This window comes from Novosphingobium sp. Fuku2-ISO-50, from assembly GCF_001519055.1.
Classification (GTDB): Bacteria; Pseudomonadota; Alphaproteobacteria; order Sphingomonadales; family Sphingomonadaceae; genus Novosphingobium.
Map to the genome: position 1 here is coordinate 26,570 of NZ_KQ954302.1, position 21,298 is coordinate 47,867.

22 protein-coding genes are annotated in these 21,298 nt (G+C 64.5%); 14 read left to right on the forward strand and 8 right to left on the reverse strand.

The annotated features are described in order from the left end of the window. Nucleotides 1–69: 69 nt before the first annotated feature. Genes AQZ50_RS17380 through peaA form a run of 5 tightly spaced genes read right to left on the reverse strand, consistent with a single transcriptional unit; the run spans nucleotide 70 to nucleotide 5,912 of the window. Nucleotides 70–1,110 carry a hypothetical protein gene (locus AQZ50_RS17380; RefSeq protein WP_231730382.1) on the reverse strand — a complete coding sequence of 347 codons (1,041 nt, stop codon included), beginning with the start codon at nucleotides 1,108–1,110 and terminating at the stop codon, nucleotides 70–72. Between the two features lie 2 nt (nucleotides 1,111–1,112). Beyond that, on the reverse strand, nucleotides 1,113–2,237 hold the full coding sequence (locus AQZ50_RS17385; protein ID WP_067748213.1) for a YncE family protein: 1,125 nt from the start codon (nucleotides 2,235–2,237) through the stop codon (nucleotides 1,113–1,115). Between the two features lie 47 nt (nucleotides 2,238–2,284). Beyond that, nucleotides 2,285–2,629 carry a quinohemoprotein amine dehydrogenase subunit gamma gene (gene qhpC / locus AQZ50_RS17390; RefSeq protein ID WP_067748215.1) on the reverse strand — a complete coding sequence of 115 codons (345 nt, stop codon included), beginning with the start codon at nucleotides 2,627–2,629 and terminating at the stop codon, nucleotides 2,285–2,287. Next, nucleotides 2,626–4,083, reverse strand: coding sequence for a quinohemoprotein amine dehydrogenase maturation protein (peaB, locus tag AQZ50_RS17395; RefSeq protein WP_067748217.1), 1,458 nt, complete (start codon nucleotides 4,081–4,083; stop codon nucleotides 2,626–2,628). Before peaB ends, qhpC begins: the two co-directional genes overlap by 4 nt. Next, complete coding sequence (gene peaA / locus AQZ50_RS17400) at nucleotides 4,080–5,912, reverse strand: quinohemoprotein amine dehydrogenase subunit alpha (protein WP_067748283.1); 1,833 nt, start codon at nucleotides 5,910–5,912, stop codon at nucleotides 4,080–4,082. The genes peaB and peaA overlap by 4 nt, the downstream gene beginning before the upstream one ends. Nucleotides 5,913–6,379: 467 nt before the next feature. Between peaA and AQZ50_RS17405 the strand changes: the two genes are divergently transcribed. From AQZ50_RS17405 to AQZ50_RS17440, 8 genes are all read left to right on the forward strand, one after another. Next, nucleotides 6,380–7,063, forward strand: a complete 684-nt coding sequence (locus AQZ50_RS17405; protein WP_067748285.1) for a TetR/AcrR family transcriptional regulator — start codon at nucleotides 6,380–6,382, stop codon at nucleotides 7,061–7,063. 140 nt (nucleotides 7,064–7,203) lie between these two features. Further along, a complete protein-coding gene (locus tag AQZ50_RS17410) occupies nucleotides 7,204–8,415 on the forward strand; it encodes an amine dehydrogenase large subunit (protein ID WP_067748218.1) in 1,212 nt (403 codons plus the stop codon). 48 nt (nucleotides 8,416–8,463) lie between these two features. Then, a complete protein-coding gene (locus AQZ50_RS17415) occupies nucleotides 8,464–9,015 on the forward strand; it encodes a MauE/DoxX family redox-associated membrane protein (protein WP_067748220.1) in 552 nt (183 codons plus the stop codon). 8 nt (nucleotides 9,016–9,023) lie between these two features. Further along, entirely contained in the window at nucleotides 9,024–9,626 is a 603-nt protein-coding gene (locus AQZ50_RS17420; RefSeq protein WP_067748222.1) for a thioredoxin domain-containing protein, read from the forward strand. Nucleotides 9,627–9,744: 118 nt separating this feature from the next. After that, nucleotides 9,745–10,287, forward strand: coding sequence for a methylamine dehydrogenase light chain (locus AQZ50_RS17425; protein WP_067748224.1), 543 nt, complete (start codon nucleotides 9,745–9,747; stop codon nucleotides 10,285–10,287). 26 nt (nucleotides 10,288–10,313) lie between these two features. Continuing rightward, nucleotides 10,314–10,859, forward strand: coding sequence for a cytochrome c family protein (locus AQZ50_RS17430; protein WP_082703755.1), 546 nt, complete (start codon nucleotides 10,314–10,316; stop codon nucleotides 10,857–10,859). Continuing rightward, the gene (locus tag AQZ50_RS17435; RefSeq protein ID WP_067748225.1) at nucleotides 10,856–11,770 is read left to right on the forward strand and encodes an XdhC family protein; all 915 of its coding nucleotides are present in this window, start codon (nucleotides 10,856–10,858) and stop codon (nucleotides 11,768–11,770) included. Before AQZ50_RS17430 ends, AQZ50_RS17435 begins: the two co-directional genes overlap by 4 nt. After that, entirely contained in the window at nucleotides 11,767–12,345 is a 579-nt protein-coding gene (locus AQZ50_RS17440; RefSeq protein ID WP_067748227.1) for an NTP transferase domain-containing protein, read from the forward strand. The genes AQZ50_RS17435 and AQZ50_RS17440 overlap by 4 nt, the downstream gene beginning before the upstream one ends. A 20-nt stretch (nucleotides 12,346–12,365) precedes the next feature. On the opposite strand, the gene AQZ50_RS17445 is transcribed toward AQZ50_RS17440, so the two are convergent. Then, nucleotides 12,366–13,973 (reverse strand): inorganic phosphate transporter, encoded by a 1,608-nt coding sequence (locus AQZ50_RS17445; protein ID WP_067748229.1) that lies wholly within the window; start codon nucleotides 13,971–13,973, stop codon nucleotides 12,366–12,368. A gap of 161 nt (nucleotides 13,974–14,134) precedes the next feature. On the opposite strand from AQZ50_RS17445, the gene AQZ50_RS17450 reads away from it, so the two are divergent. The 4 genes from AQZ50_RS17450 to AQZ50_RS20195 all read left to right on the forward strand — a co-directional run bounded on the left by AQZ50_RS17450 (nucleotide 14,135) and on the right by AQZ50_RS20195 (nucleotide 19,130). Next, complete coding sequence (locus tag AQZ50_RS17450) at nucleotides 14,135–15,595, forward strand: M20/M25/M40 family metallo-hydrolase (protein WP_082703757.1); 1,461 nt, start codon at nucleotides 14,135–14,137, stop codon at nucleotides 15,593–15,595. A 98-nt stretch (nucleotides 15,596–15,693) separates the two neighbouring features. Further along, a complete protein-coding gene (locus AQZ50_RS17455; RefSeq protein ID WP_067748232.1) occupies nucleotides 15,694–16,110 on the forward strand; it encodes a DUF2946 family protein in 417 nt (138 codons plus the stop codon). 160 nt (nucleotides 16,111–16,270) lie between these two features. Beyond that, nucleotides 16,271–18,418 carry a TonB-dependent receptor gene (locus AQZ50_RS17460; RefSeq protein ID WP_067748289.1) on the forward strand — a complete coding sequence of 716 codons (2,148 nt, stop codon included), beginning with the start codon at nucleotides 16,271–16,273 and terminating at the stop codon, nucleotides 18,416–18,418. A 193-nt stretch (nucleotides 18,419–18,611) separates the two neighbouring features. Continuing rightward, on the forward strand, nucleotides 18,612–19,130 hold the full coding sequence (locus AQZ50_RS20195) for an energy transducer TonB (RefSeq protein WP_231730384.1): 519 nt from the start codon (nucleotides 18,612–18,614) through the stop codon (nucleotides 19,128–19,130). An 11-nt stretch (nucleotides 19,131–19,141) separates the two neighbouring features. Here AQZ50_RS20195 and AQZ50_RS17470 read toward each other — a convergent pair whose 3' ends face one another. After that, nucleotides 19,142–19,831, reverse strand: coding sequence for a helix-turn-helix transcriptional regulator (locus AQZ50_RS17470; RefSeq protein WP_067748234.1), 690 nt, complete (start codon nucleotides 19,829–19,831; stop codon nucleotides 19,142–19,144). Between the two features lie 91 nt (nucleotides 19,832–19,922). Between AQZ50_RS17470 and AQZ50_RS17475 the strand changes: the two genes are divergently transcribed. Both AQZ50_RS17475 and AQZ50_RS17480 read left to right on the forward strand, forming a co-directional pair. Beyond that, nucleotides 19,923–20,348, forward strand: a complete 426-nt coding sequence (locus tag AQZ50_RS17475; RefSeq protein ID WP_067748235.1) for a GFA family protein — start codon at nucleotides 19,923–19,925, stop codon at nucleotides 20,346–20,348. A 152-nt stretch (nucleotides 20,349–20,500) separates the two neighbouring features. Beyond that, on the forward strand, nucleotides 20,501–21,097 hold the full coding sequence (locus AQZ50_RS17480) for a cytochrome b (protein ID WP_231730385.1): 597 nt from the start codon (nucleotides 20,501–20,503) through the stop codon (nucleotides 21,095–21,097). Nucleotides 21,098–21,116: 19 nt separating this feature from the next. Here the strand turns inward: AQZ50_RS17480 and AQZ50_RS20795 are convergent, their stop codons facing one another. Beyond that, the gene (locus tag AQZ50_RS20795; RefSeq protein ID WP_197412543.1) at nucleotides 21,117–21,272 is read right to left on the reverse strand and encodes a hypothetical protein; all 156 of its coding nucleotides are present in this window, start codon (nucleotides 21,270–21,272) and stop codon (nucleotides 21,117–21,119) included. Nucleotides 21,273–21,298: the final 26 nt, after the last annotated feature.

Here is a 21,298-nt window from a genome sequence, read left to right on the forward strand (position 1 = left end):
AGGGCACCAGCCGGCGATAGGTGCGCCAGCTGGCAACGGGTGCAGAGGGTGCGGGTTGCGAAGAGGGGGTCAGGCTGCGCAATCCCGGGGCACGAGCCGATTACCGGCCAGGACAAAGCGCGCCTCGCCCGCCGCGGCAAGCTGACGCGTACACCAGGCGTGCCCCTCGGCCAGCGCCTCGGCCTGTTCCTGCCACCACGGCCCCGTTCCTCCGCGCGCATAGAACGGCCAGGAAACGGCAAGGTGGCGGCGCATCGCAGCAATCAGCATGGCGCGGTAATGCCCGATCAGCGCGCCGTGATCCAGTTCCCGATTTTTGCCGTCGACCATCCCGGCTGCAACCGCCGCCGCAAGAATCCCCCCGCGCACCGCCGTCGCCACGCCATCGCCGCAGATCGGATCGAACGCTACCGCCCCGCTGCCCAGAGTCAGGCATCCGGGCGCTGTCGGATCATCGAGCATTCTCGGCGCGGTCTCGAACCTGTTCGAGACCGCGCCGGTTGCTGCGAGCGCCGGTGCGACCAAACGGCTCTCGCGCAAGGCTTGATCGGGCTCGGCACCCACTGTCAAAAGCCAGCCGGTGTCATCGCCCGTCGGAATGCAAAATAGCCAGCCCGCCTCGATCGCTTCGACCAGCGCGGCATGGCGATCGGCTTCGGGCCGCAGCACGACCGGGGTCGCCGCCGCTTCGCGCCGACCAAAGCGAAGCAGCGCACTGCCGCAGGGTGCCTCGGTCGACAGGCTGAAACGCGGGCAGGCCTCGGCCGCATCGGGCCAGGGCAGCGCATCGCCCAATCGGTCAGCCGCAATCACCAGCCCCGTATGGGGCACCGCATGAAGGTCTTCGCCGCCCCAGCGCACGATCCGCCGCGTGATCCGATGAGCCCCATCCAGCCCGGCGATCAGCGGGGCATGCCCGACAAAGACATCGCGCAACAGAGCTTGCGCCTGATCGCCCAGCATGACCAGCGGCGCACGTCCGCGCGAGAATCCCGGCGGCACCATCGGCACCACCGGGATCCCCCCCCCCAAGAGGCAATGCGCCGCCGTAGCGGCACCGATTCCGCGCCCGACAATGCCAACGCCGCCCGACCGAGCCGGAACTGCCATGATCAATGCAGCGCCAGCATCCCGGCCATGGTCGCGTCGGCGCCCAGATCCCAGGTCTTTTCGTGTTTCAGCGTGCCCGCATCATAGACTTCGATGTCGTAGCTGGCGCCGTAGATATAGAGCTTGGCGCCATCCTGCGACATGCCGAGCGTATAGCGCGAGCGGCAATGGAATTCCTGCTTGTCGGTCAGCTTCAGGCTGGTGAGATCGAATTTCCAGAATTCGCAGCGCTTGCTGCCGGTCAGGCCGTTGGTCGCGGTGGTATAGGCCGTCTTGCCGTCGGGGGTCACTTCGAGCCCCGAGATCTGATTGGTGATCGGCCCGATCGGCGTAAAGGTAAACTTGCGCGCGGTCAGGTCAAAGCGGCCAAGGCCAAAGATCTTGTTGTGGACATAAGGGTCCGACGCCGTGAACAGCGAAACCAGTTCGTTGGGATGCGTCAGTTGCAGCCCTTCGACCCCGCCACCCAGCGCAACGTCTTCATAGCCTGCGGCATCAGCCTTCTGCAGATCGATGCGGTCAACCACTTTCAGGCTGGCCGTATCGATCACCAGAACCTTGCTCTTGAACATATAGAGCGTCTTGCCGTCGGGCGAGAGCATCAGCGAGGCGCGAAAGCCGCCTGGCAGCGCATCGTCCTGCGCGTCCATATCGACCGTGCGGACGATCTTTTTCTGCGCCAGATCGATCACCGCATATTGCTGTTTCGACACGGTATAGCGGTCGTTCAGCTTGTCGAAGCGGATCAGCACCGTGTAGAAATAGCGCCCGCTCGGATCGGGCACGCCGCCCATGAAGCGATAGCGCACTGTCGGGGTGTTGAGACTGAACTGGTTGAGGATCTTGCGCGTATCGGCATCGAGCACGACGATGCCGCTGGTGGTGATCGTGGTGGCATAGATCTTCTTGTGATCATCGCTCAGCCGCAGCGAAACCGGCAGGCCGGCATCGAGCTTGACCTTGTCCTTGACCGCGCCGCTGGTGTCATCGACCGTGAACAGCTTGTCGGGATACGTGCCGAGCAGCAAGGTCCCGGCGTGAGCCGCGCCCGACGCGAGCGCCAGCGGAACGGCGATCAGCGCCGAGAGCGTATGAATGGATTTCAACAGGCGCGATCGCAACTGCATGACATGCCCCCCGAGGAGAAACGAGAAAATTCAGGGAAAATAGGTTCTTAGGGGAAAACAATGTCCAGATTGCGCCAGTCCTTGGTGGCTGCGGCGCAATTGCTGGCCCAGTCGGGCGAGTAATTGACATGGTCGGCCACCTGCACCGGCCAGAAGCAGGTGACATAGCAGTCATAGATGTCCCGTTCGACCGGCTGGCACAGCCCGGCCGTGCCGCCCGTGGCATCGACTTCCCAGCCCGGCGAGAACGACAGCGAACAGCCGAGCGGCACGTGCGGACGCGGCGCCTGCTGCAGCGCGACGACGTCCTCTTCCAACGCGGCATTATCCTGCGCGGCAAGATCGGCCTCGATCCGGCGCGCCTTGGCGTTCAATGGCTTCAGGTGCTTCATGACAAGCCCTTTCGGTCGGCAAAGCGGTCAAGGAAATCAGGATTGCGAACGGCAAGCGTGCCATAAATGTCGAGCACGCGATCGGTCCATTCGCGGATCCAGTCGCAATAGTGCAGGTTCGCATGGCCGGTATCGCCATAACGGACAAAGGCCTCGTGATGGCAGCCCCCGGCACACAGCGGGCGCGCCCAGCAAGACGTGCATTCATACTTCGCGCCGACATGGCCGCTAGTCAGGAAATCGGCGCGCTTGTCCTGATCGAGCCCGCTGTCGACATGGCCGAGGACATGCTCGTCGGCATCGGTAAAGCGGTGGCACGGCGAAAGGTCGCCCGACGGGCTGACTCCCAAAAGGCCCAGTCCCGCGCCGCACGGATGCGATTTGTTGGTGCCCGAAACCAGCTCGCTCAGCGTTTCCGAGACATTGGAAAAGCCGTGCATCTGCCCGCGCAAGGCATATTCCAGCCATTCGTCGGCCAGCGCGTGAAACCCGGCGAGCACCGCGCCCATCGAATCGCCATTGAGCCCGAAATCATGCCCGTCGTCCGTCGTCGTCACCGGGGCAAAGCCGATTTCGTGAAAGCCGATCTCGTGCTTGAGATGATGATAGATGCGCACGACATCGGTCACCCCGGCGCTCAGCGTCACACGCGCCGTAATCGCGCGCGTCGTGTGACGGGCGATCAATGCCTTGAGGCGCGGCAGGATCACATCGTAGCTGCCCTTGCCGCTTTTGTAGACGCGGCGGGCATCCTGCATGTCCTGCGGCCCGTCGATCGACACCGTCACGCCGACGGCATGTTCGCTCAGGAAATCGATGATCGGATCGGTCAGCAGCGTGGCATTGGTCGTCAGGCTATAAGTCACGCGCCGCCCGGTTTCCGCCGCGCGCGCATCGGCATAGCCGACGACATCCTTCAGCAGGCGGAAATTCATCAGCGTTTCACCGCCGAAAAACGTCACATGCACCGCCTCGCGCCCCTTGGCGCTTTCGAGCAGGAAATCGACTGCGGCGCGCGCGGTTTCCGGCGTCATGTACTTGGGCTTGCCGGTCTGGGTCGAAATCTTGTCGGCCCCGAATTCATAGCAGTAGGTGCAGGCCAGATTGCACTGGTTGGTGACATTGAGCACCAGCGCCTGAAGCGGGTAATCGGCCGGCGGCGCATCGACTTTCGGCCCCGGCGTGACCACGTTTTCCGCCTCGATCAGCCGTACCAGCCGCAATTCGCGCAGCAGGCCCTCGGCATCGGCCGCAGTCATCCCGTCCTCGACCAGCGCGGCAACGAGATCGCCATGCGCGACGATTCCTGCGGACAGCCGCGCCAGAATCCCCGCCGTCGCCTCGTCAAAGGCAAAAATCGCCCCCGCCGACGGCAGATAGACGAATTCCGCCCCCGCCGCGGCAAAGCGATGCATTTCCCCCGCGCGATAGCGGTGCGCCAGAGGGGCGCTCACTGCGCCACCTCCGGCTGATCGATCCGTTTGAACGAGGGCACCGTGACGACGAGATAGGCTTTGCCGACCAGCGGCTGACCATGGGCATCGCGCGCGGACTTTGCCGTCGCCACCACCCAGACATTGCCATAATTGTTGCGGTTGCCCGAACGCTGCGGATTGGGACCGTCGAGATTGGGGGTAAAGAATCCGGCCTTGCTGATCTTGCCGACGAAATCGATGTCGTCGTCGAACCAGGTGGCACGGAATTCCTCAAGGCTGAAATCGGCATCGACCACGCCGACTTTCACATCGTCGGCAGTATAAGGCTTGCCGTCGGGGCCGGCATCGTAGCCCCAGGCTTCGAACTGGCCATAACCCGCCGGATGCGCCGCCCCGCCAAGCCGGGCGAGCGCCGTTTCGGGCGCGACCTTGATATAGGCGATGCGGTGCCACACCGGCAGCGCCGCGCTCAGCACCGCCGACCCCACCGTCACATCGTGCAGACCCGCCGCCACGCCCGCATCGGCATCGACGCTGACCACCACTTCGCCGGGCGAGGCCGAAACGATCTTCGTCACCGCCAGGCCATGGCCAAGGTCGATGTCACGCGCGGTCAGCCCGGCAGGGAACGCATCGCCCAGGATCGTGAGCGTCTGCCCCTTGACCCCGGCCTGAATCCCGCCGGGCGAAATGGCGCCGATGACCGGCGCGCCATCGGCCCGCGTCAGTGTCACGTCAAAGCCGAATTCCTGATATTCGCCCCAGAACCAGCGCCCCGCCGCGCTCTTGCGATCGGGCGTAAACAGCATGACTTCGCGCAGCGGTTGATCGAACGAATCCGGGGCCGGTTTGCCCGCGATGCCGGTCTGTGCCTTGCCGCGCCAGGAATAGCCGCCGTAGACCACGCCGCCGCCATTTGTTGTGATCACAGGGCCGCCGGAAAGCGGTGCCAGCGTGGTGCGCGTGGCAAAGGCTTCCCCCGTCGCACCGGGCGAAACCTCCATCGTTCCGAAAAACGAACCCTTGCCCGGCAGGCTGGCCGAAACCAGCCATTTGCCCGCCAGATGCGGGCTCTGTTCGCGTTGGCTCCATGCGGCCCATTCGGGCGAATGCAGCGGCGCGACTTTGCGCAAATAGGCCAGCGCGACTTCGCCGGACGTCAACGGGATTGCGCCGGGCTTGGCCGCCACAGGCTTGACCTGGCCAAACACATCGCCGGGCTCGTCGGTCGCCGGGCGACGGTACTGCGCATCGGCCTGCGAATAGAGCGCGACGTGGAAATCCTGCAGCAATTTCCATTCGTGCGCCGAGCGGCGCCATGACAGCGGCTGGGCAAAGGCGTGGCACGCGGCGCAAGCGGTGCGCAGCGATTCGCTGGGGATATTGGTTTCGTCGATCATCCGCTTTTCGGCGAAATAGGCGACGGGTTTGGCCTCTTCCGGAGCAAGCCCGTGGCTCGACCCGAGGTAATGGACGATATGCCGCGCCTCTTCGGGCGTGACCGCGGCGCCGTTCAGCCGAACCATGCGCTTGATCGCCTGATCCCAGCCTTCGGGCGTCGTGCGCACCCAGGAAATCCGCGACAGATTGCCTTTCGCATCGGCGGTGTGGCAGGCGCCGCACTTTTCCCTGGTCAGCGAGTCGGTGACCGGAATGCCTTCTTCGGTCTCTGCCGCAGCAGAAGGCGCGCCGCCGCCCGAAACGGCCTGCCCGGCAACCGCGCTCGCGGTGACCAGCGCCGCCGAAGCCAGCAACAGCCTGGCCCCGCGCGGCATCCTGCGCCCGCCGACCGCCCAGGCAGGGGCTTGAGACGTTTCGGTTTCATGTTCCGCAACAGGGCCCATCATGCCAGTCTTGTCCCCTTGCCAATGGAATGAACGTTCCGGTTTGCGCACACGGCCCATTGCACCGCGCCCGCGACCAAAATCGCCGGAGCGGCACCGCACGACCTGCGGCCACAACACTGATTCGCTTGATTGAACTTGCCAAAACTGAACAGGTGTCCAGAGTTTGGTCAAACGCTTTATTGCGACGCACCCGAACAAAGGAGATCGCACACGCTAAAAGCGCCGTTGCCTGACTTTGCGCTGGCAACGAACCGTCATTTGACGCACATTTCGCGACAAGCGAGCGGCGGGCGGGGCGCGCGGCACACTCTCGACCGACCAAGGCCCGACCGACCAAGGCCCGACCAGTCAAGGCCCGACCGGCTTAAGGATCAAACTTGAAAACGCAGGCATTCGAACACGGTTCCGACGATGACGCGGGCGATGCCCCCTCCGGCTACGTCGTGAAATCCGGCGAAGCCGTGGAAATACAGGCACAGGCGGCACCGCCCCCACCCGACGCGCCCGCGCAGGCCGGTCGGCCAGGAACCTATGTGCGCGGCACCGAGACGGTCGACGCAATTTTGAAAGCGGCTTTGCGCGTCCTGATCAACGAAGGCGCCGGGGCCTTTACCATTCGCCGGATCGCCGCCGAATGCGGGATGAAAGTCGGCAATGTCAGCTATCATTTCCCGCGCAAGGAACTGCTGATCCAGGTCCTGCTCGACGATCTTTTCGAAAGCTATGACAAATTGCTCGACGACCAGGTCCGCCAGCCCGACCTGAGCACGCAGGACCGCCTGCGACTGGTCATCGAGATATGCCTGGAAGACATTGCCCGGATGCGCACGACACGCCTGTTCACCGAACTGTGGGCTCTGGCCAATCACAATCCGTTCATTGCCGACAGGGTGCGCGCCTTTTATCAGCGCGTACACGATGTGATTGCCGAATATGTCGCCGCGCTCAATCCTGCGCTGCCTGCCGACGACGTCCGCACCGTGGCGATCTTCATCAGCGCCTCGATGGAAGGAACGACACCTTTTGCGGGCCATCTCAAACCGTGGGCCGACCGCATGCCGGCGCTCATCCGCATTGCCACGAGCCATCTCGTCCGCCTGGCCCAGACGATCACCTCCGAAGAGGTCCATGGCCTTTCGGGCACTATGTGAACAACAAAGGCACCTTGCCTCGCCAAATGTGGCTTGACTAAAATAGGACATCCGTCAAACGTTGTGATCACAATCCTGGGCCTTGCGGCCCGCCACCGACGCATGCCGACGTCACCCGCGTCCATAGGGGGCAAACAACGATGAAGTCCGCCGCGCAGAATTTCCGGCTTTCCGCCGCACTCCGTTTCGCCGCCGCCACCGCGCTTGGCGCGGTCGCACTTGTTTCGGCCTCGGCCCATGCCGGCACGGTCTCGACCGAACCGGAAGAATCGACTGTCAATTCGATTCCCGCCCCCAAGCCGAGCTGGTTCTTTGTCCAGCGCGGCTTTGTCCTGCCCGGCACCGCGATCTATGACAGCGCCACCGGCAAGTACGTGGCACAGATCGAAACCGCGACTTTGGGCGATCTGGCGATCGACCCGAACGGCAAGTATTACTATTCGGCCGAAACGCACTGGACCCGCCGCATTCACGGCACGCGTCAGGACTACATTTCGGTCTATGACAGCACCACCCTGAAATTCGAAGGTGACATCGACATTCCGGGGCGCATTCTGGTCGGCGGACGCGAACACAACTTCATCGTCAGCGATGACGGCAAGACCGGCTATATCTACAATTTCAGCCCGGTCTCGTCGGTCAACATCGTCGACTTTGCCAAGCGCAAGTTCGTCAAGAGCTTCGAACTGCCCGGTTGCGCCGATCTCATTCTCAACCCCGGCGTCGGCCTTGCCGCGCTGTGCTCCGACGGTTCGCTCGCGGCGATCGACCTGACCGGCGGCAAAGTCGACATCACGCGCACCGATCCGTTCTTCAGCGCGACGACCGACCCGATTTTCGACAACGTGCAATATGACAAGGCCAAAGGTCAGGTCGTGATGATGAGCTATACCGGGCTCGTCTATACGGCCAAGCTGGGCGCCAAGCCGACTGTCGGCGCGCCGTTCTCGCTCCAGGAAGCAGCCGGTCTGCGCAAGGCCGAAGCCAAGCCGCTCGATCTCAACTGGTATCCCGGCGGCGGTCAGCCTACCGCGCTGCACCGCGCTTCAGGCCATCTCTTCGTGCTGATGCATGCCGGCGAATACTGGACGCACAAGGACGGCGCGAGCGAGATCTGGGACGTCGATCTGGCCGCGCGCAAAGTGGTCAAGCGGATCGCGGTCGAAGGTCATCCCACGGTGCTGAATGTCACGCAGGAAGCGTCGCCGAAGCTGATCGTCGTCGCTGAAGGCGAAGGCCAGGGCGCCGGCTCGGGCTTTGCTGGCACCGCGCAAGTGATCGATCCCGCCACCGGCGAAATCAAGCACAGCATCAAGGACGCCGGATCGGGTCTGGTTCAGCTCGCCAACTAAGCCGCAACGCCCAACTAACCGCTACGCAGCGAAGGCAGTAAAATAGTCATGAGCACGATTCTCGTCGAAACCGGTCTTGCAGGTGCCATCGGCACCGGGATCGTGTTCGTCGAGGCGGGCCTGGCCAAACTGCGCCATCGCGAACTCGTGCCGGGGGTCGTGGCCAATTATCGGCTGCTGCCCGAAGCGCTGGTTGCGCCGGTCGCGATGATCCTGCCACCGCTCGAACTGGGTCTGGGGCTCGCGCTGATCGCCAGCGTTTTCCTGGGTGGCACCCTGCATTGGGTCGCGTTGGCTGCGGCGGCGCTGTTCCTGGCGTTTGCGCTCGGCATGGCGATCAATATCCGGCGCGGACGCAGCCACATCGATTGCGGATGCGGTCGGTCGCAACTGCGTCAACCGCTCGGCTGGGGCCTGGTGGCGCGCAATGTCGTGCTGGCCATGCTGGTCGCGGTTCATGCCATCGCGCCGGCACAAGGCTTCGTGCCGGCCGATCTGGCGCTGGCGCTGGCGGCCGGGGTTTGCCTGTTCCTGTTCTTCCTGCTGTTCAATGCCCTCGCTGCGCTGGCGGCCTCGCCGCTGGCCAGCGGACGGAGATAAGACCTCTCATGCTGACTGCCCTTCTCATTTCCGCGATCTTTGCCTGGGTGGTGATCCTGGCGCTGGTCGTGGCCTTGCTCGCTTTGGCGCGCCAGGTCGGCGTGCTGCACATTCGTGTCGCACCGGCGGGAGCCCTGACCACCGCCGGCGGCCCCGCTGTCGGCGGCAAATCGACCGCCATCCCGGCCACGACGCTCGACGGCGCCCATGTCACCGTGGGCGGGGCAGCGCCCGGCTCGGTGCTGCGCCTGTTGATGTTCGTGTCGGCCTCTTGCCCGCTGTGCAAGAACCTGATCCCGATGGCCAAAAGCTTTGCCCGCGACGAACGCGTGCAGCTGATCTTTGTCGGCGACGATACGCCCGACGTGCAACGGGCAATGATCGATCGTCACGGCCTCGCCGGATACCAGTTCATCAACGGTCCCGATGTCGGTCAGGCCTATCAGGTGGGCAAGCTGCCTTATGCGATCCTGCTTGATGCCGATGGCGTGATTCTGTCAAAAGGCCTGGTCAACAGCCGCGAACATCTCGAAAGCCTGGTTATCGCTCATGAAATGGGCGTGCGCTCGGTGCAGGACTATATCGATGGATTGAAGCCTGAGCTGGCCTGAGGGACAGATCGCAGGCGACGAAACGTATTTGAACCACCATGCCCGGCATGGGCCGCATCCCGACATCGTTCGGGGCAAATCGCGGCCCCTGCCTACCGACCGGACAACGGGGGAAACGATGAAACTATTCAATGCTGACGGCCTGGGTGAAAAGGTTCTGCGCCGCTTTGCCGGTGGGACTTCGCGGCGCGGCATGCTCGCCCGTATTGGTGTCGCGCTGGTCGCTGCGCCGGTCTTTCCGCTTTTGCCGGTAAGCCGTGCCGAAGCGGCCAAGCCCGACCGCTCGCCCGAATCCAAGACCGTCTTCGCCCGCAACGCGCAGACGACCGACGACACCAAGTGCGACTATTGGCGCTATTGCGCGATCGACGGGTCGCTCTGCACGTGCTCGGGCGGCGGCATTCACAGCTGCCCGCCGGGCGCCGAGCCTTCGCCGGTGTCGTGGGTCGGCACCTGCATCAATCCCGATGACGGCAAGGCCTATCTGATCGCCTATCGCGACTGCTGCGGCAAATCCTTTGCCAACAAGTGCAACTGCGACGGGTCGGATCGCGAAACACAGCTCTATACGCAGCAACTCAACAACGACATCATCTGGTGCTTTGGCACCAAGAGCATGGAATACCACTGCTCGACGGCGGTGATGGTGGGCGCAGCCTGAGGCAAGTCATGAGATTTGCAGGAAAAATGCGATCGGGTGTCAAAACCGCTGCGATGCTGGGCGCTGTTGCCGCGGCATCGATGCTGATCCTGGCTCGGGGCGGCGTCCATGCCGCCCCGGCCATCCCCGATCCCCACAGTGTGATGGCCGATCCTGATCAGGCACGGATCGACTATGTCGAGAATTGCGGCGGCTGCCATGGCGTCGCCGGCGATACCGTGCCCGCGCACTTGCCCGAACTGGCCGGTCGGGTCGGCTGGTTCATGTGTACGCCCGAAGCGCGCGCCTATCTGATCCGCCTGCCCAATGTCGCGCACAGCCGGATCAAGGACAATGCCGAGCTCGCCGACATGATGAACTATGTCGTGTTCGTGCTGGGCAAGGGCACCGCGCCTGTCGGAACCGCCCCGTTCACCGCCGATGAAGTGGCGCGCGAACGCAAGCTGGCGCTGACCAACAAAAATCTGACGGCAGAACGCCTGCGCCTTGCCAACCAGTTGGTGCAGCAGTGCCACGCGCCCGCCTCGATCCGCCAGCTTTACATCACCGAAAAGCCCGGAACCGCGCAATGATCGCCGCGCAGCCCGTCGATGCCTTGCGGCTGATCGACCAGGGCGCGCGCAACGGCATCGATGGCGTGCTGGTCACGCTGATCGGGATCGAGGGCAGCTCCTCGCGGGCGATCGGAACGCAAATGGCCGTGCTCGCCGACGGGCGCCACGTCGGTTCATTTTCGGGCGGTTGCATCGAGCGCGCGATCATTGCCGAAGCGCTCGAGGTGCTCGATGCCGGAAGTGCGCGCACGGTGCGCTATGGCATTGGATCGCCCTATATCGACGTGCGCCTGCCCTGTGGCGGCGGGATCGACCTTCTGTTCACGCCGCACCCCGATCTTGCCGAAGTGGCCGATGCACTGGCCCGGCTTGACCGGCGCGAGGCGGCCACATTGCAGCTTGGCGATCATCTCCAGACTTACTCGCCGCGGCTGCGCCTGATTGCGCTGGGCCATGGCGAAGACCTGGCGGCGCTGGTCCGGCTGGCCCGTGCCTATGGGCTTGACGTCTGCGCCTATGCGCCAACGGACGACGCCGCGGTTGACGAAGGCGTGTTACCGCTGGTCACGCGCACGCGCCTGCCTGCCATCGTCGGCGACGCATGGACCGCCGTGGTATTCCTGTTTCACGACCGCGATTGGGAAGAATTCCTGCTGCCCCAGGCGCTGGACATCGCGGCATTCTATCATGGCGCGGTCGGCAGTCGGCGCACGCACCGGGCGCGGATCGAGCGGCTGCGCAAGCTCGGCGTCTCCGAAACGCGGATCGACGCCTTGCGCGGTTCGATCGGGCTGATCCCGGCGACGCGCCACCCGGCCACGCTCGCGCTGTCGATCCTGGCCGAACTCGTCCAGGATTACGAAGCCTGCGCCGGGCGCGAAGTCTGGGGGCCGACCGTAGTGGCGCGTGGGGCCATGCTGCGCACGTGAACGCGGCCGACATCGCGCTGGTCCTGCTTGCGGCCGGACGCGGCGAACGGTTCGGCGGGGGCAAACTTGCCGCCTTGCTCGCAGGAAAACCCGTCGCCCGCCATTGCGCCGACCCTTTGCGCGCGATTGCGTTTCGCGCGCATCTGGCCGTCGTCGGCCCCGATACGCCGCCACTGCCCGGCTATGACACGATCCTGCTCGATCCCCCCGGTGCGCCGCAATCGCGCTCGCTGGCACTGGGCGTGGCGGCGGCCGAGGCACGGGGTGCGCAGGCAGTGCTGATTGCGCTGGCCGACATGCCGCTCGTGCCGCCCGAGCATGTCCTGACGATGATTGCCCGGTTCGACGGCGACCGTCTGGCCAGCAGCACATCGGATTCCACTGCTTCGCGCACGGCCTTGCCCCCGGCCCTGTTTGGCGCCCGCCACTTTTCCGCGCTTTGTGCGCTGACCGGCGATCGCGGCGCGGGGGCGCTGTTGCGCGACGCCCCCGCTTTGCCGCTGCCCGGCCATGCCGCGCTCGACATTGACCGGATCGAAGACCTCGCCCGGGCCACGCGCCTGTTGGCGCGCTGAACACCCGGACCCAGGTCCGATCAGATCACTTGCGACAGCCCCAGATAGAGCAAGCCGGAGATCAGGATCGACGCGGGCAGCGTCAATACCCACGCAATCGCGAGATTGCGCAACGTGCCCATCTGCAAGCCCGATCCATTGCCCGCCATGGCCCCTGCAACGCCTGACGACAGCACGTGCGTCGTCGAGACCGGCAAGCCGAAATTGTCGGCCGCGCTGATCGTGGCCATCGTCACCAGTTCGGCAACGGCGCCCTGCGCGTAAGTCAGATGGCTCTTGCCGATCTTTTCGCCGACAGTGACCACGATCCGTTTCCACCCGATCATCGTGCCCAGACCCAGGGCAATCGCTACCGCGACTTTGACCCACGTCGGAATGAACTGCGTCGCCTTTTCGAGATCCTTTTTATAGACATCGAGCGCCTTGGTCTCGGCGGGGTTCAGCGTCACGGCCTTTTCCTTGCCCAGTCGCTTGAGCGCCGATCCGGTAAGGTACATGTCGTTGCGGATGTTGCGCGTCATGGCCGCCGGCACTTTGGTCAACGAGCCATAGCTTGCCACCTGATGATCGATGTCGCCCGACAGCACGGTCAGCGCGCCCATCGTCGCCGGGGTAAACTGGCGCATCGCGATATAATGCGTCACTTCGGCGCGCGCAGCCGGGACCGTGATCGCCGGTGCAGGCGCAGCGTGGGCGGCAAACACACGCTCGGCAGCTTGTGAACTGATGTGAAACTGCGTTTCGTAATGCGCCGGAACCGCGCGATTCAGCGCATAAGCAGTGGGCACGATCCCGATCAGGATCAGCATGATCAGGCCCATGCCCTTTTGCCCGTCGTTCGACCCATGGGCAAAGGACACCCCGGTGCAGGTCAGGATCAGCAGCGCGCGGATCCAGAACGGCGGCGGGGCATTGCCCGCCGGTTCCTTGTAAAGCGCCGGCACCCGGACCAGCGCCTTGGCCGCGAGAAACAGCAACAACGCCGCAAAAAAGCCGATCAACGGCGAAAACAGCAGGGCCTGGCCGATCTTGACAGCCTGATCCCAATCGACCCCGGCGGTTCCGTCGCGCCCGTGCATCAGCGCGTTGGCAATACCGACACCGATAATCGAGCCGATCAGCGTATGCGACGAAGACGACGGCAGCCCGAGATACCAGGTGCCCAGGTTCCACACGATCGCCGCGATCAACAGCGCAAAGACCATGGCAAAGCCGGCCTGGCTGCCGACCTGAAGGATCAGCTCGACCGGCAAGAGCGAGACGATGCCGAAAGCAACCGCGCCGGTCGAAGCCATGACGCCCAGAAAATTGAAAAAGCCTGACCACACCACAGCGACATGGGCAGGCAGCGAATGGGTATAGATCACCGTCGCCACCGCGTTGGCGGTATCGTGAAACCCGTTCACGAATTCAAAGCCAAGCGCGATCAACAAGGCGACGAACAGCAGCAGAAACGGCAGGAGCGTGATGGCCTGCACCCCGGCCGCCGTCGCATCGGCATAAATGCTGTATCCGACGAACCCCAGTCCCGCGACCAGCACGGCAAGAAATCCATATAGCCCGACATCGCCCAGACCGACATCAAGGTCGGGGCGCGGGCTTGGCAACGCGGCTGCGGTAGCGCTCATCCTGGTTAACTCCCCATAAGCAATTGTTCGCTTGCCTTTGCCTGTTGCACGTGACCGCTGCGTGACACATCGCGCGAACCTCAAAAGCGTTTGCGGATAGCCTGATGAACCGCTTAGGTCAGGCTCACCCCATCGCTTCGTCCCGAAACGGAAAATCGCCCATGAAACTGTCTGCACTGGCCCTCACGACATCGCTTTTGCTGGCCGGTGCCGCCACGGCGCAGCAAGCGCCCCTGCTCCGCAAGCCCGCCCTTCCCGGCAAGCCCCCCCTTCCCGGAAAGCAGGGCGCCGAAACGCCTGCCCCCGTCGATCCGGCAGTCGCCGCCTTGCGCGAGCGTGCGCTGCATGATGATACCGCGCTGGAGGTCGTTACCGGGCTGACCACGGAAATCGGCCCGCGCCCGGACGGCAGCGAGGCCGAGGGCCGCGCGCGCGACTGGGCGGTGGCGCGGCTCAAGGCGCTGGGGTTTGCCCATGTCCATGTCGAGCCTTTCACGCTGCCCGCATGGCAGCGCGGTGCCGAAAGCGCCGCCGTGGTCGCGCCTTATGCGCAGCCGCTGCATATCGCGGGCCTGGGCAATTCGGCGCCGACCCCGCCCGGCGGCCTCACTCTGCCGATTGCCTGGTTCGCGAGCTTCAACGATCTGTTGCTGGCCCCCGTCGGCAGCCTGCAGGGCAAGATCGCCTTCGTCACCAACGCGATGCAGCCGACGCAGGACGCATCAAGCTATGGCAGCGAAGGCCGTGCGCGTTTCATGGGGCCAAGCGAGGCCGCAAGGCGCGGCGCAGCGGCCATCGTGATCCGCTCGATCGGCACCGACCACAGCCGCGCACCCCACACCGGCGCGACAGACTTTGCCCCCGGCGTGACCCCGATCCCCGCCGCTGCGCTGTCGGTGTCCGACGCCGAAAACCTCGAACGCATGGTCAAACTGGGCCAAGCAGACAACCGGCCGGTCATGCTGCACCTCGAGCTCGACGATCATCAGCTCGGCACGCGGCCGTCGGGCAATGTCATTGCCGAAGTACCCGGCACCGATCCGGCGGCGGGCGTGATCGTGATCGGCGGCCATCTCGACAGTTGGGATCTGGGCACCGGCGCGATCGACGATGGCGCGGGCGTCGCGATCACCACCGCCGCCGCGCGCCTGCTGATGCAGGCCGGGCCGCACCGACGCACGATCCGCGTCGTCTGGTTCGGCGATGAAGAAACCGGCGGTTTCGGCGGACAGGCCTATGCCAAAGCGCACGCCGGCGAACCCCACGCGCTTGCCGCCGAAAGCGATCTTGGCGCCGATCGCGTCTGGCGCTTTGGCACAGCCTTTCCCGACAGCGCCGCGACCGTGATCCCCCGCCTGACCGCCGCGCTTGCCCCGCTCGGCGTGGTCCACGGCGGAAAACTGGTCGACGGGGGCACCGATGTCGAACCGATGCTCGCGCTCGGCACGCCGGGCATCGATCTCAACCAGTCGGCGCTGCGCTATTTCGACGTGCATCACACTGCGGAAGACACTCTCGACCGCATCGATCCGGACCAACTGCGCCAAAACGTCGCCGCCTGGACCGCCATGCTCGCGATCCTGGCCGACGCGCCCGAAGCACTGGTCGCGGTCAAACGCTGACCATCCTTCGCCGGGGGCCATCGCAAATCGTTTGCAGCCCCGGCGATTTGATCTGGCGCGGTGACAAGCCTGCGGATTGCTCGTAAGCAGCCATCGTCATGGGGAAATTGCGCGCGTTTTTTCAGCACCATCGCGGCCTCGCCGCGCTTGTCGTGGTGCTCGCGCTTGCGCTGAAGGCGCTGATACCCGCCGGCACCATGATCGAATCGCAAACGCGATCGATCGTCATCGCGATCTGTGACGGCACACAGCACCAGACGCTTGCCGCAATCGCCCTGCCGCAGACAGGCAAGACCGAAGATGGCCGGACCGATCACGGCAAAACCACCAGCGTCTGTCCTTACGCCGTATTGGGCGGCATGGGTCTTGCCGATGCCCCCGGCGTTCCCCTGACGATTGCGCCGATACTTGCGTCGGCGCCCGCCTTTCCCCCGCGCATGGCCCCCGCGCCCTTGCGGACTTTCCATGCCCTGCCGCCCCCGCGCGGCCCTCCCGGCGCGATCGCGCTGATCTGAGCCTTGGCTCTGCTGCGCCCAGATGCTGGCGCCGCGCATTTTTTCCCGATCAGCCATCGATTTTGCCGTGACCGCGACGCCGCTCGGCGCGCGCCTTGCCTTGCGCAGGCCGAGGTCATGATCCTCGGCCATGCAACCGTTCAAGACGGGATCCTTGTTCATGAAATTTCACGCTTCATCGCTCGCCGTGGCGCTGCTCGCCTCGGTATCGCAACCCGCCATGGCCCAGCAGGCAACGCCGCTGCCTCCGGTCGATGTCGACAGCGCGCCAACGCCTGCGGCCACACAGGCCACGGCCGACCGGATCGAACGCGACGCGATCCGCGCGATACAAAGCAACAGCAGCGACACCGCCGCTCTGCTCTCCGCGATCGCGGGCATTGCCGCCAACACCGGCGGCGGCTTTTCCAGCATGCCGACCATCCACGGTCTGTCCGAACAAAGGCTGGGCATGACCGTCGATGGCCATCCGGTCGATTCCGCCTGTCCAAACGACATGAATACGCCGCTATCCTATACCGACCCGCAAACGGTGGCCTCGATCCGGGTGATCACCGGGGTCGCTCCGGTCAGCCTGGGCGGCGACAGCATCGGCGCGATCATTGCGGTCAATGGCCCCGCGCCGCGCTTTGCCCGTGGCGATGGCTTGCTTTACACAGGCGAGGCATCGGCCTTTTTCCGCAGCAATGACGGCGCCGCAGGCGTGGGCGCGCAAGTGGCAGTCGCCTCTTCAAGCCTCAGCGCGACTTATAGCGGGTCGTTTGCTTCGGCCGGGCGCTATTGGGGCGGCGGCAATCTGGGCGAAGTCCATTCGACCGAATATCGCAAGACCGATCACACACTGGCGCTCGCCTATCAGGGAAATCTGGGCCTGATCGAGATCAAGGGCGGCTATCACTATGCGCCCTATGAAGGTTTCCCCAATCAATACATGGATATGACCAGCAACAAGGCCTGGTTTGTCAACGGCCACTGGCATGACGATCTGGGCTGGGCGGCGATCGATCTCAAAGGCAATTACCAGGCGGTCGATCACCGCATGAATTTCCTGCCCGACAAAGGCGGCTATGCCGATGGCGGCATGCCGATGAATACGCGCGTCCGTTCGGGCGGCTATACGATCAAGCTCGACGTGCCGGTCGCGGCGGGCAACACGGTGCATCTCGGCCACGAATACCATGCCGAAACGCTCGACGACTGGTGGCCGCCCGTCGCCGGCAGCATGATGATGGGGCCCAATACTTATGAGAATATCAACGGCGGCACGCGCGATCGGCTGGGCTTCTATGGCGAACTGGAATCGAAATGGGGCAATCGGCTTTCGACGCTGATCGGCGCCCGGCTCGACCGGGTGGTGATGAACACCGGCCAGGTCGCGCCTTATGGCACCGGCATGATGCAAATGGCCGACGACATGGCGGCCATGGCGTTCAACGCCGCCGATCACCGGCGCGCCGATGACAACTGGAGCGCATCGGCGCTGGTATCATGGGCCCCCGCCTCCGGCGTCGTGGCCGAGCTCGGCTATGCGCACAAGGCGCGCTCGCCCAATCTCTATGAACGCTACAGCTGGGGTACGGGCGGCATGTCGAGCAGCATGATCGGCTGGTTCGGCGACGGCAACGGCTATATCGGCAATCTCGATCTCAAGCCCGAACGCGCCGATACAGTCAGCGTCGCGGTCACCGCCAGCGGCGGCGGCAAATCCGGCTGGTTCGTCAAAGTCGAACCCTGGTACACCCATGTCAACGACTACATCGATGCGGGCTTCGTCAAGAATTTTACCAATATGATGGGCATGCCCACCGGCTTTTCCCAATTGCAGTTCGATAATGAAGAGGCCGCCTTGTACGGCATCGACGTATCCGGCGCGGTTCCGCTGTGGAATGGCGGCGCCCTGGGCCAGACCCGGCTGACCGGATCGCTGGCCTATGTCCATGGGCAAAACCTGACCGCTCACACGCCGCTCTATCACCAGATGCCGCTCGACATCAAAGCCGGGCTGACCCACCGCATCGGCGGGTTCGAGGGCGGGCTCGATCTTGAAGCCGTGTCGACCAAGACCCGCGTCGATCCGGCGCGCAACGAACCGACGACACCGGCCTATGCCCTGGTCAACTTGCGCACGGCCTATTCATGGGGCGTTGTCCGGGTCAGCCTCGATGTCGAAAACCTGTTCGACACGGCTTATGCCCTGCCGCTCGGCGGCATCTCGCTGGGCGATTACACCGCAAGCGGCGGCACCGTGATCCGGCCTGTGCCGGGGCGCGGTCGGTCGTTCAATCTCGGGCTGTCCGCCCGGTTCTGACATGAGCCGGGCGAGCCGCTGCAACGCCTTGCAGCGGGATCATGATCGGCCAACAATCGCGGCGGAGAGTATCGGCGGGTACTCTCCGTCCGCGACGGCGCGCCTGCGCCCCTGGGCACTGGCCGCATCGGCAGGCGTTCACGGTCTGGCGTTGATAGCGTTGTCCGCTCTTTCAGCAGGAACCGCCGCACCGGTGCTCCCCCCACGCACCGCCGGGCTGACGCTGGTCAATCTGACCACGCCGCCCACGCCGACGCGATCACCATCGCCCGCAAAGGTGCATGCCGTCACGGATCGCGTCGCCGAGGCTGCCCCGCGCCAGGACGCGCAGCGACTTGTGATACCCTCGACCACGGCGATGGCATCCGCAACGCCTCTGGCGCAATCTGCCGAGGACAATTCGCCGCCGCCCCCGGCGCCTGTGGCGGCGGCACCTGCGCATCGCGAACAATCCGCCTATACCGCCCTGTTATGGCAACGGATCGAGATGCATCGCCCTGCGGGAATCGAGCTTGCAGGCAGTGCGCTGGTCGAATTTCGACTGGATCATACCGGCCATCTCGTATCCGCCGATATCGCCCGATCAAGCGGGATCGTGTTGCTCGATCGGCTGGCCTTGCGCGCCGTGAAAGATGCAGCCCCCTTCCCGCCACCGCCTGCGGACCTGGCTGAGGCAGACCTCGCATTTTCCGTGCCGGTCAATTTCCGCTAATCCTGGGCGAATCAGGCCTGTTTCCGGTCGAAGTCTGCTTGCCAGCTTTTCAGCAAAGCTTCGCGCCGGGCAGGATAGCCGGTGCCGACGGGGCTTAACCGCTCGACCCGATCGGTGCGGAAATGGCGAAAATCCTGCCGCGTTTCGCACCAGGCGACGATCACGCGCACGTGTTCGATATAGGCGATGAAGATCGGCCAGATCACGCGTTGCGTCACCGTCCCTTGCGCATCGGTATAGACTATGGCGACTTTATGCCGGTCACGGATCGCCCGGCGCAGCGCGGCGACATCGATCCCGTCGACCGGACGCTGGGCAAAACTGATCGGTTTTGATCCCGCGTCGAGCAGGATCGGGCGCAAGTCCGCCGGAACGATCGCGCTCAGCTTGGCAATCAGGTCGCGCGCGCCGTTGGCCAATTGCGGATCGCCATGCCCCGCCACCCACGCCGCACCGAGCACCGCCGCCTCCAGTTCATCCGCCGTCAGCATCAGCGGCGGCAAATCGTAGCCCTTGTCGAGCACATAGCCCGTCCCCGCCTCGCCGCGCACCGGCACCCCTTGCGCGATCAGTTCGGCAATATCGCGATACAGCGTGCGCAGCGACACTTCCAGCTCAACGGCCAGGTCGCGCCCCGTCTGTGCCCGGCGCGCGCCACGCAAGATCTGAATGATTCGGAAAAGCCGCTCGGTTCGTCGCATGGTTCCGCCCTGCTGTCAGGCTGCTGACATAACGGTGGCAGCAGCGCCATGGCAAGAGCTGCACATCGACCACCGCACAAGGAGATTTGCCATGCATCGCGAAGGAGGCTGCGCCTGTGGCGCCATCCGTTTCACCATCGACGCCCCACTGCTGGGAACCGGCGCCTGCCATTGCCGCAATTGCCAGAAATTCGCGGGCGGCGGCCCCAACTACGTCGCTCTCGTTCCCAAAGGCGTTATCACCATAACGCGCGGCACTCCGCACGAATTCCACGACAGGGGCGACAGCGGCGACAAAGTCATCCGCGCTTTCTGCCCCGACTGCGGCACCCCGCTGTGGAGCGTCCCCGAACACAAGCCGTTCATACCGGTCAAGGTCGGCGCCTTCGATGACACGGCCGACCTAGCCCCCCAAATGCACATCTACACCGCATCAGCCCCGGCATGGCACGCCATCCCCGACAATGTTCCGACATTCGCACAGATGGCGCCCGCGATCCTCGCCCCGCCTGAATGACCGAGCAGATTGCAGCAGATCATTTTTTACGGGGATTCTTGCAGGCAAACAGACACATCGCGGTCGATATTTCCGGCACATCGGCTAAGAGGCGCGGATTGGCGCCGACCAGACTGCAATGGTCGGTGCCGTTCGACAGGAAAGGACGAGGCTTGCCCCAATCGGTCGTTCGCGAGGTAAAGCCGGACACGATCGGGAATCCCCCCGGCGGCCTGTCACCGGCGGCGCACATCGCTCGCCATGACCCGCTGACCCGTGCGCTGCACTGGATCTTTGCGGTGGGCATCCTTTACGCGACCATCGTCGGCTACGGCTTGCATTTCATCGCGCCGGGGCCTGTGCACACCATGCTGTCGCGGCTCAACATGTCGCTGGCCAGCGTGCTGATCGTGCTGTTTCCGCTGCGTCTGTGGTGGCGCATGGTCCGCCGCCAGCCTGCGCCGCCCGCCGGGCTCACCCCCGCGCAGATCCGCCCTGCCCGCATGGTCCAGAACGCGCTCTACGCGGTGATCGCCGAAGTGCTGATCAGCGGCTATCTGATGGTGCCCAAAAGCTACAGTCTGTTCGGGCTGATGACGGTGCCGACACCGTTCGACGGCGGCCCGCCCACGCATCAGGCGCTCCGTCTGTTCTTTTGGGCCCACCGCGCCGGCTGCGCGACACTGGCGGGCCTGATCGTGCTCCATGTCGCAGGCGTGATCCTGCACACCCTGATCCGCCCCATCGGCCTTTTGCGGCGCATGGTGTAGAAGGCGCAGGACGCCGCGTTCAGGCTTTGCGCTTCGCCTTGTGTTCGCGCAAAAGTTCGTCAAGCGCGGCAATGCGTTGGCGTTCGGGGGTGTCCTTGGACAGGCCCTTGAGCCGACACGTTGCCCACAATGCCTTGCGCTCGGATTCGAGCGCCTTCAGATAAAGATCGGCCATGACGCCTCCTGTGCTTTGGCCGTCGG

Coding starts and splice junctions, on each gene's coding strand:
- AQZ50_RS17380 (WP_231730382.1), bottom strand. CDS start 1,110: ATGGCAGTTCCGGCTCGGTCGGGCGGCGTTGGCATTGTCGGGCGCGGA.
- AQZ50_RS17385 (WP_067748213.1), bottom strand. CDS start 2,237: ATGCAGTTGCGATCGCGCCTGTTGAAATCCATTCATACGCTCTCGGCG.
- qhpC (WP_067748215.1), bottom strand. CDS start 2,629: ATGAAGCACCTGAAGCCATTGAACGCCAAGGCGCGCCGGATCGAGGCC.
- peaA (WP_067748283.1), bottom strand. CDS start 5,912: ATGATGGGCCCTGTTGCGGAACATGAAACCGAAACGTCTCAAGCCCCT.
- AQZ50_RS17410 (WP_067748218.1), top strand. CDS start 7,204: ATGAAGTCCGCCGCGCAGAATTTCCGGCTTTCCGCCGCACTCCGTTTC.
- AQZ50_RS17415 (WP_067748220.1), top strand. CDS start 8,464: ATGAGCACGATTCTCGTCGAAACCGGTCTTGCAGGTGCCATCGGCACC.
- AQZ50_RS17420 (WP_067748222.1), top strand. CDS start 9,024: ATGCTGACTGCCCTTCTCATTTCCGCGATCTTTGCCTGGGTGGTGATC.
- AQZ50_RS17425 (WP_067748224.1), top strand. CDS start 9,745: ATGAAACTATTCAATGCTGACGGCCTGGGTGAAAAGGTTCTGCGCCGC.
- AQZ50_RS17430 (WP_082703755.1), top strand. CDS start 10,314: ATGCGATCGGGTGTCAAAACCGCTGCGATGCTGGGCGCTGTTGCCGCG.
- AQZ50_RS17435 (WP_067748225.1), top strand. CDS start 10,856: ATGATCGCCGCGCAGCCCGTCGATGCCTTGCGGCTGATCGACCAGGGC.
- AQZ50_RS17445 (WP_067748229.1), bottom strand. CDS start 13,973: ATGAGCGCTACCGCAGCCGCGTTGCCAAGCCCGCGCCCCGACCTTGAT.
- AQZ50_RS17450 (WP_082703757.1), top strand. CDS start 14,135: ATGAAACTGTCTGCACTGGCCCTCACGACATCGCTTTTGCTGGCCGGT.
- AQZ50_RS17455 (WP_067748232.1), top strand. CDS start 15,694: ATGGGGAAATTGCGCGCGTTTTTTCAGCACCATCGCGGCCTCGCCGCG.
- AQZ50_RS17460 (WP_067748289.1), top strand. CDS start 16,271: ATGAAATTTCACGCTTCATCGCTCGCCGTGGCGCTGCTCGCCTCGGTA.
- AQZ50_RS17470 (WP_067748234.1), bottom strand. CDS start 19,831: ATGCGACGAACCGAGCGGCTTTTCCGAATCATTCAGATCTTGCGTGGC.
- AQZ50_RS17475 (WP_067748235.1), top strand. CDS start 19,923: ATGCATCGCGAAGGAGGCTGCGCCTGTGGCGCCATCCGTTTCACCATC.
- AQZ50_RS20795 (WP_197412543.1), bottom strand. CDS start 21,272: ATGGCCGATCTTTATCTGAAGGCGCTCGAATCCGAGCGCAAGGCATTG.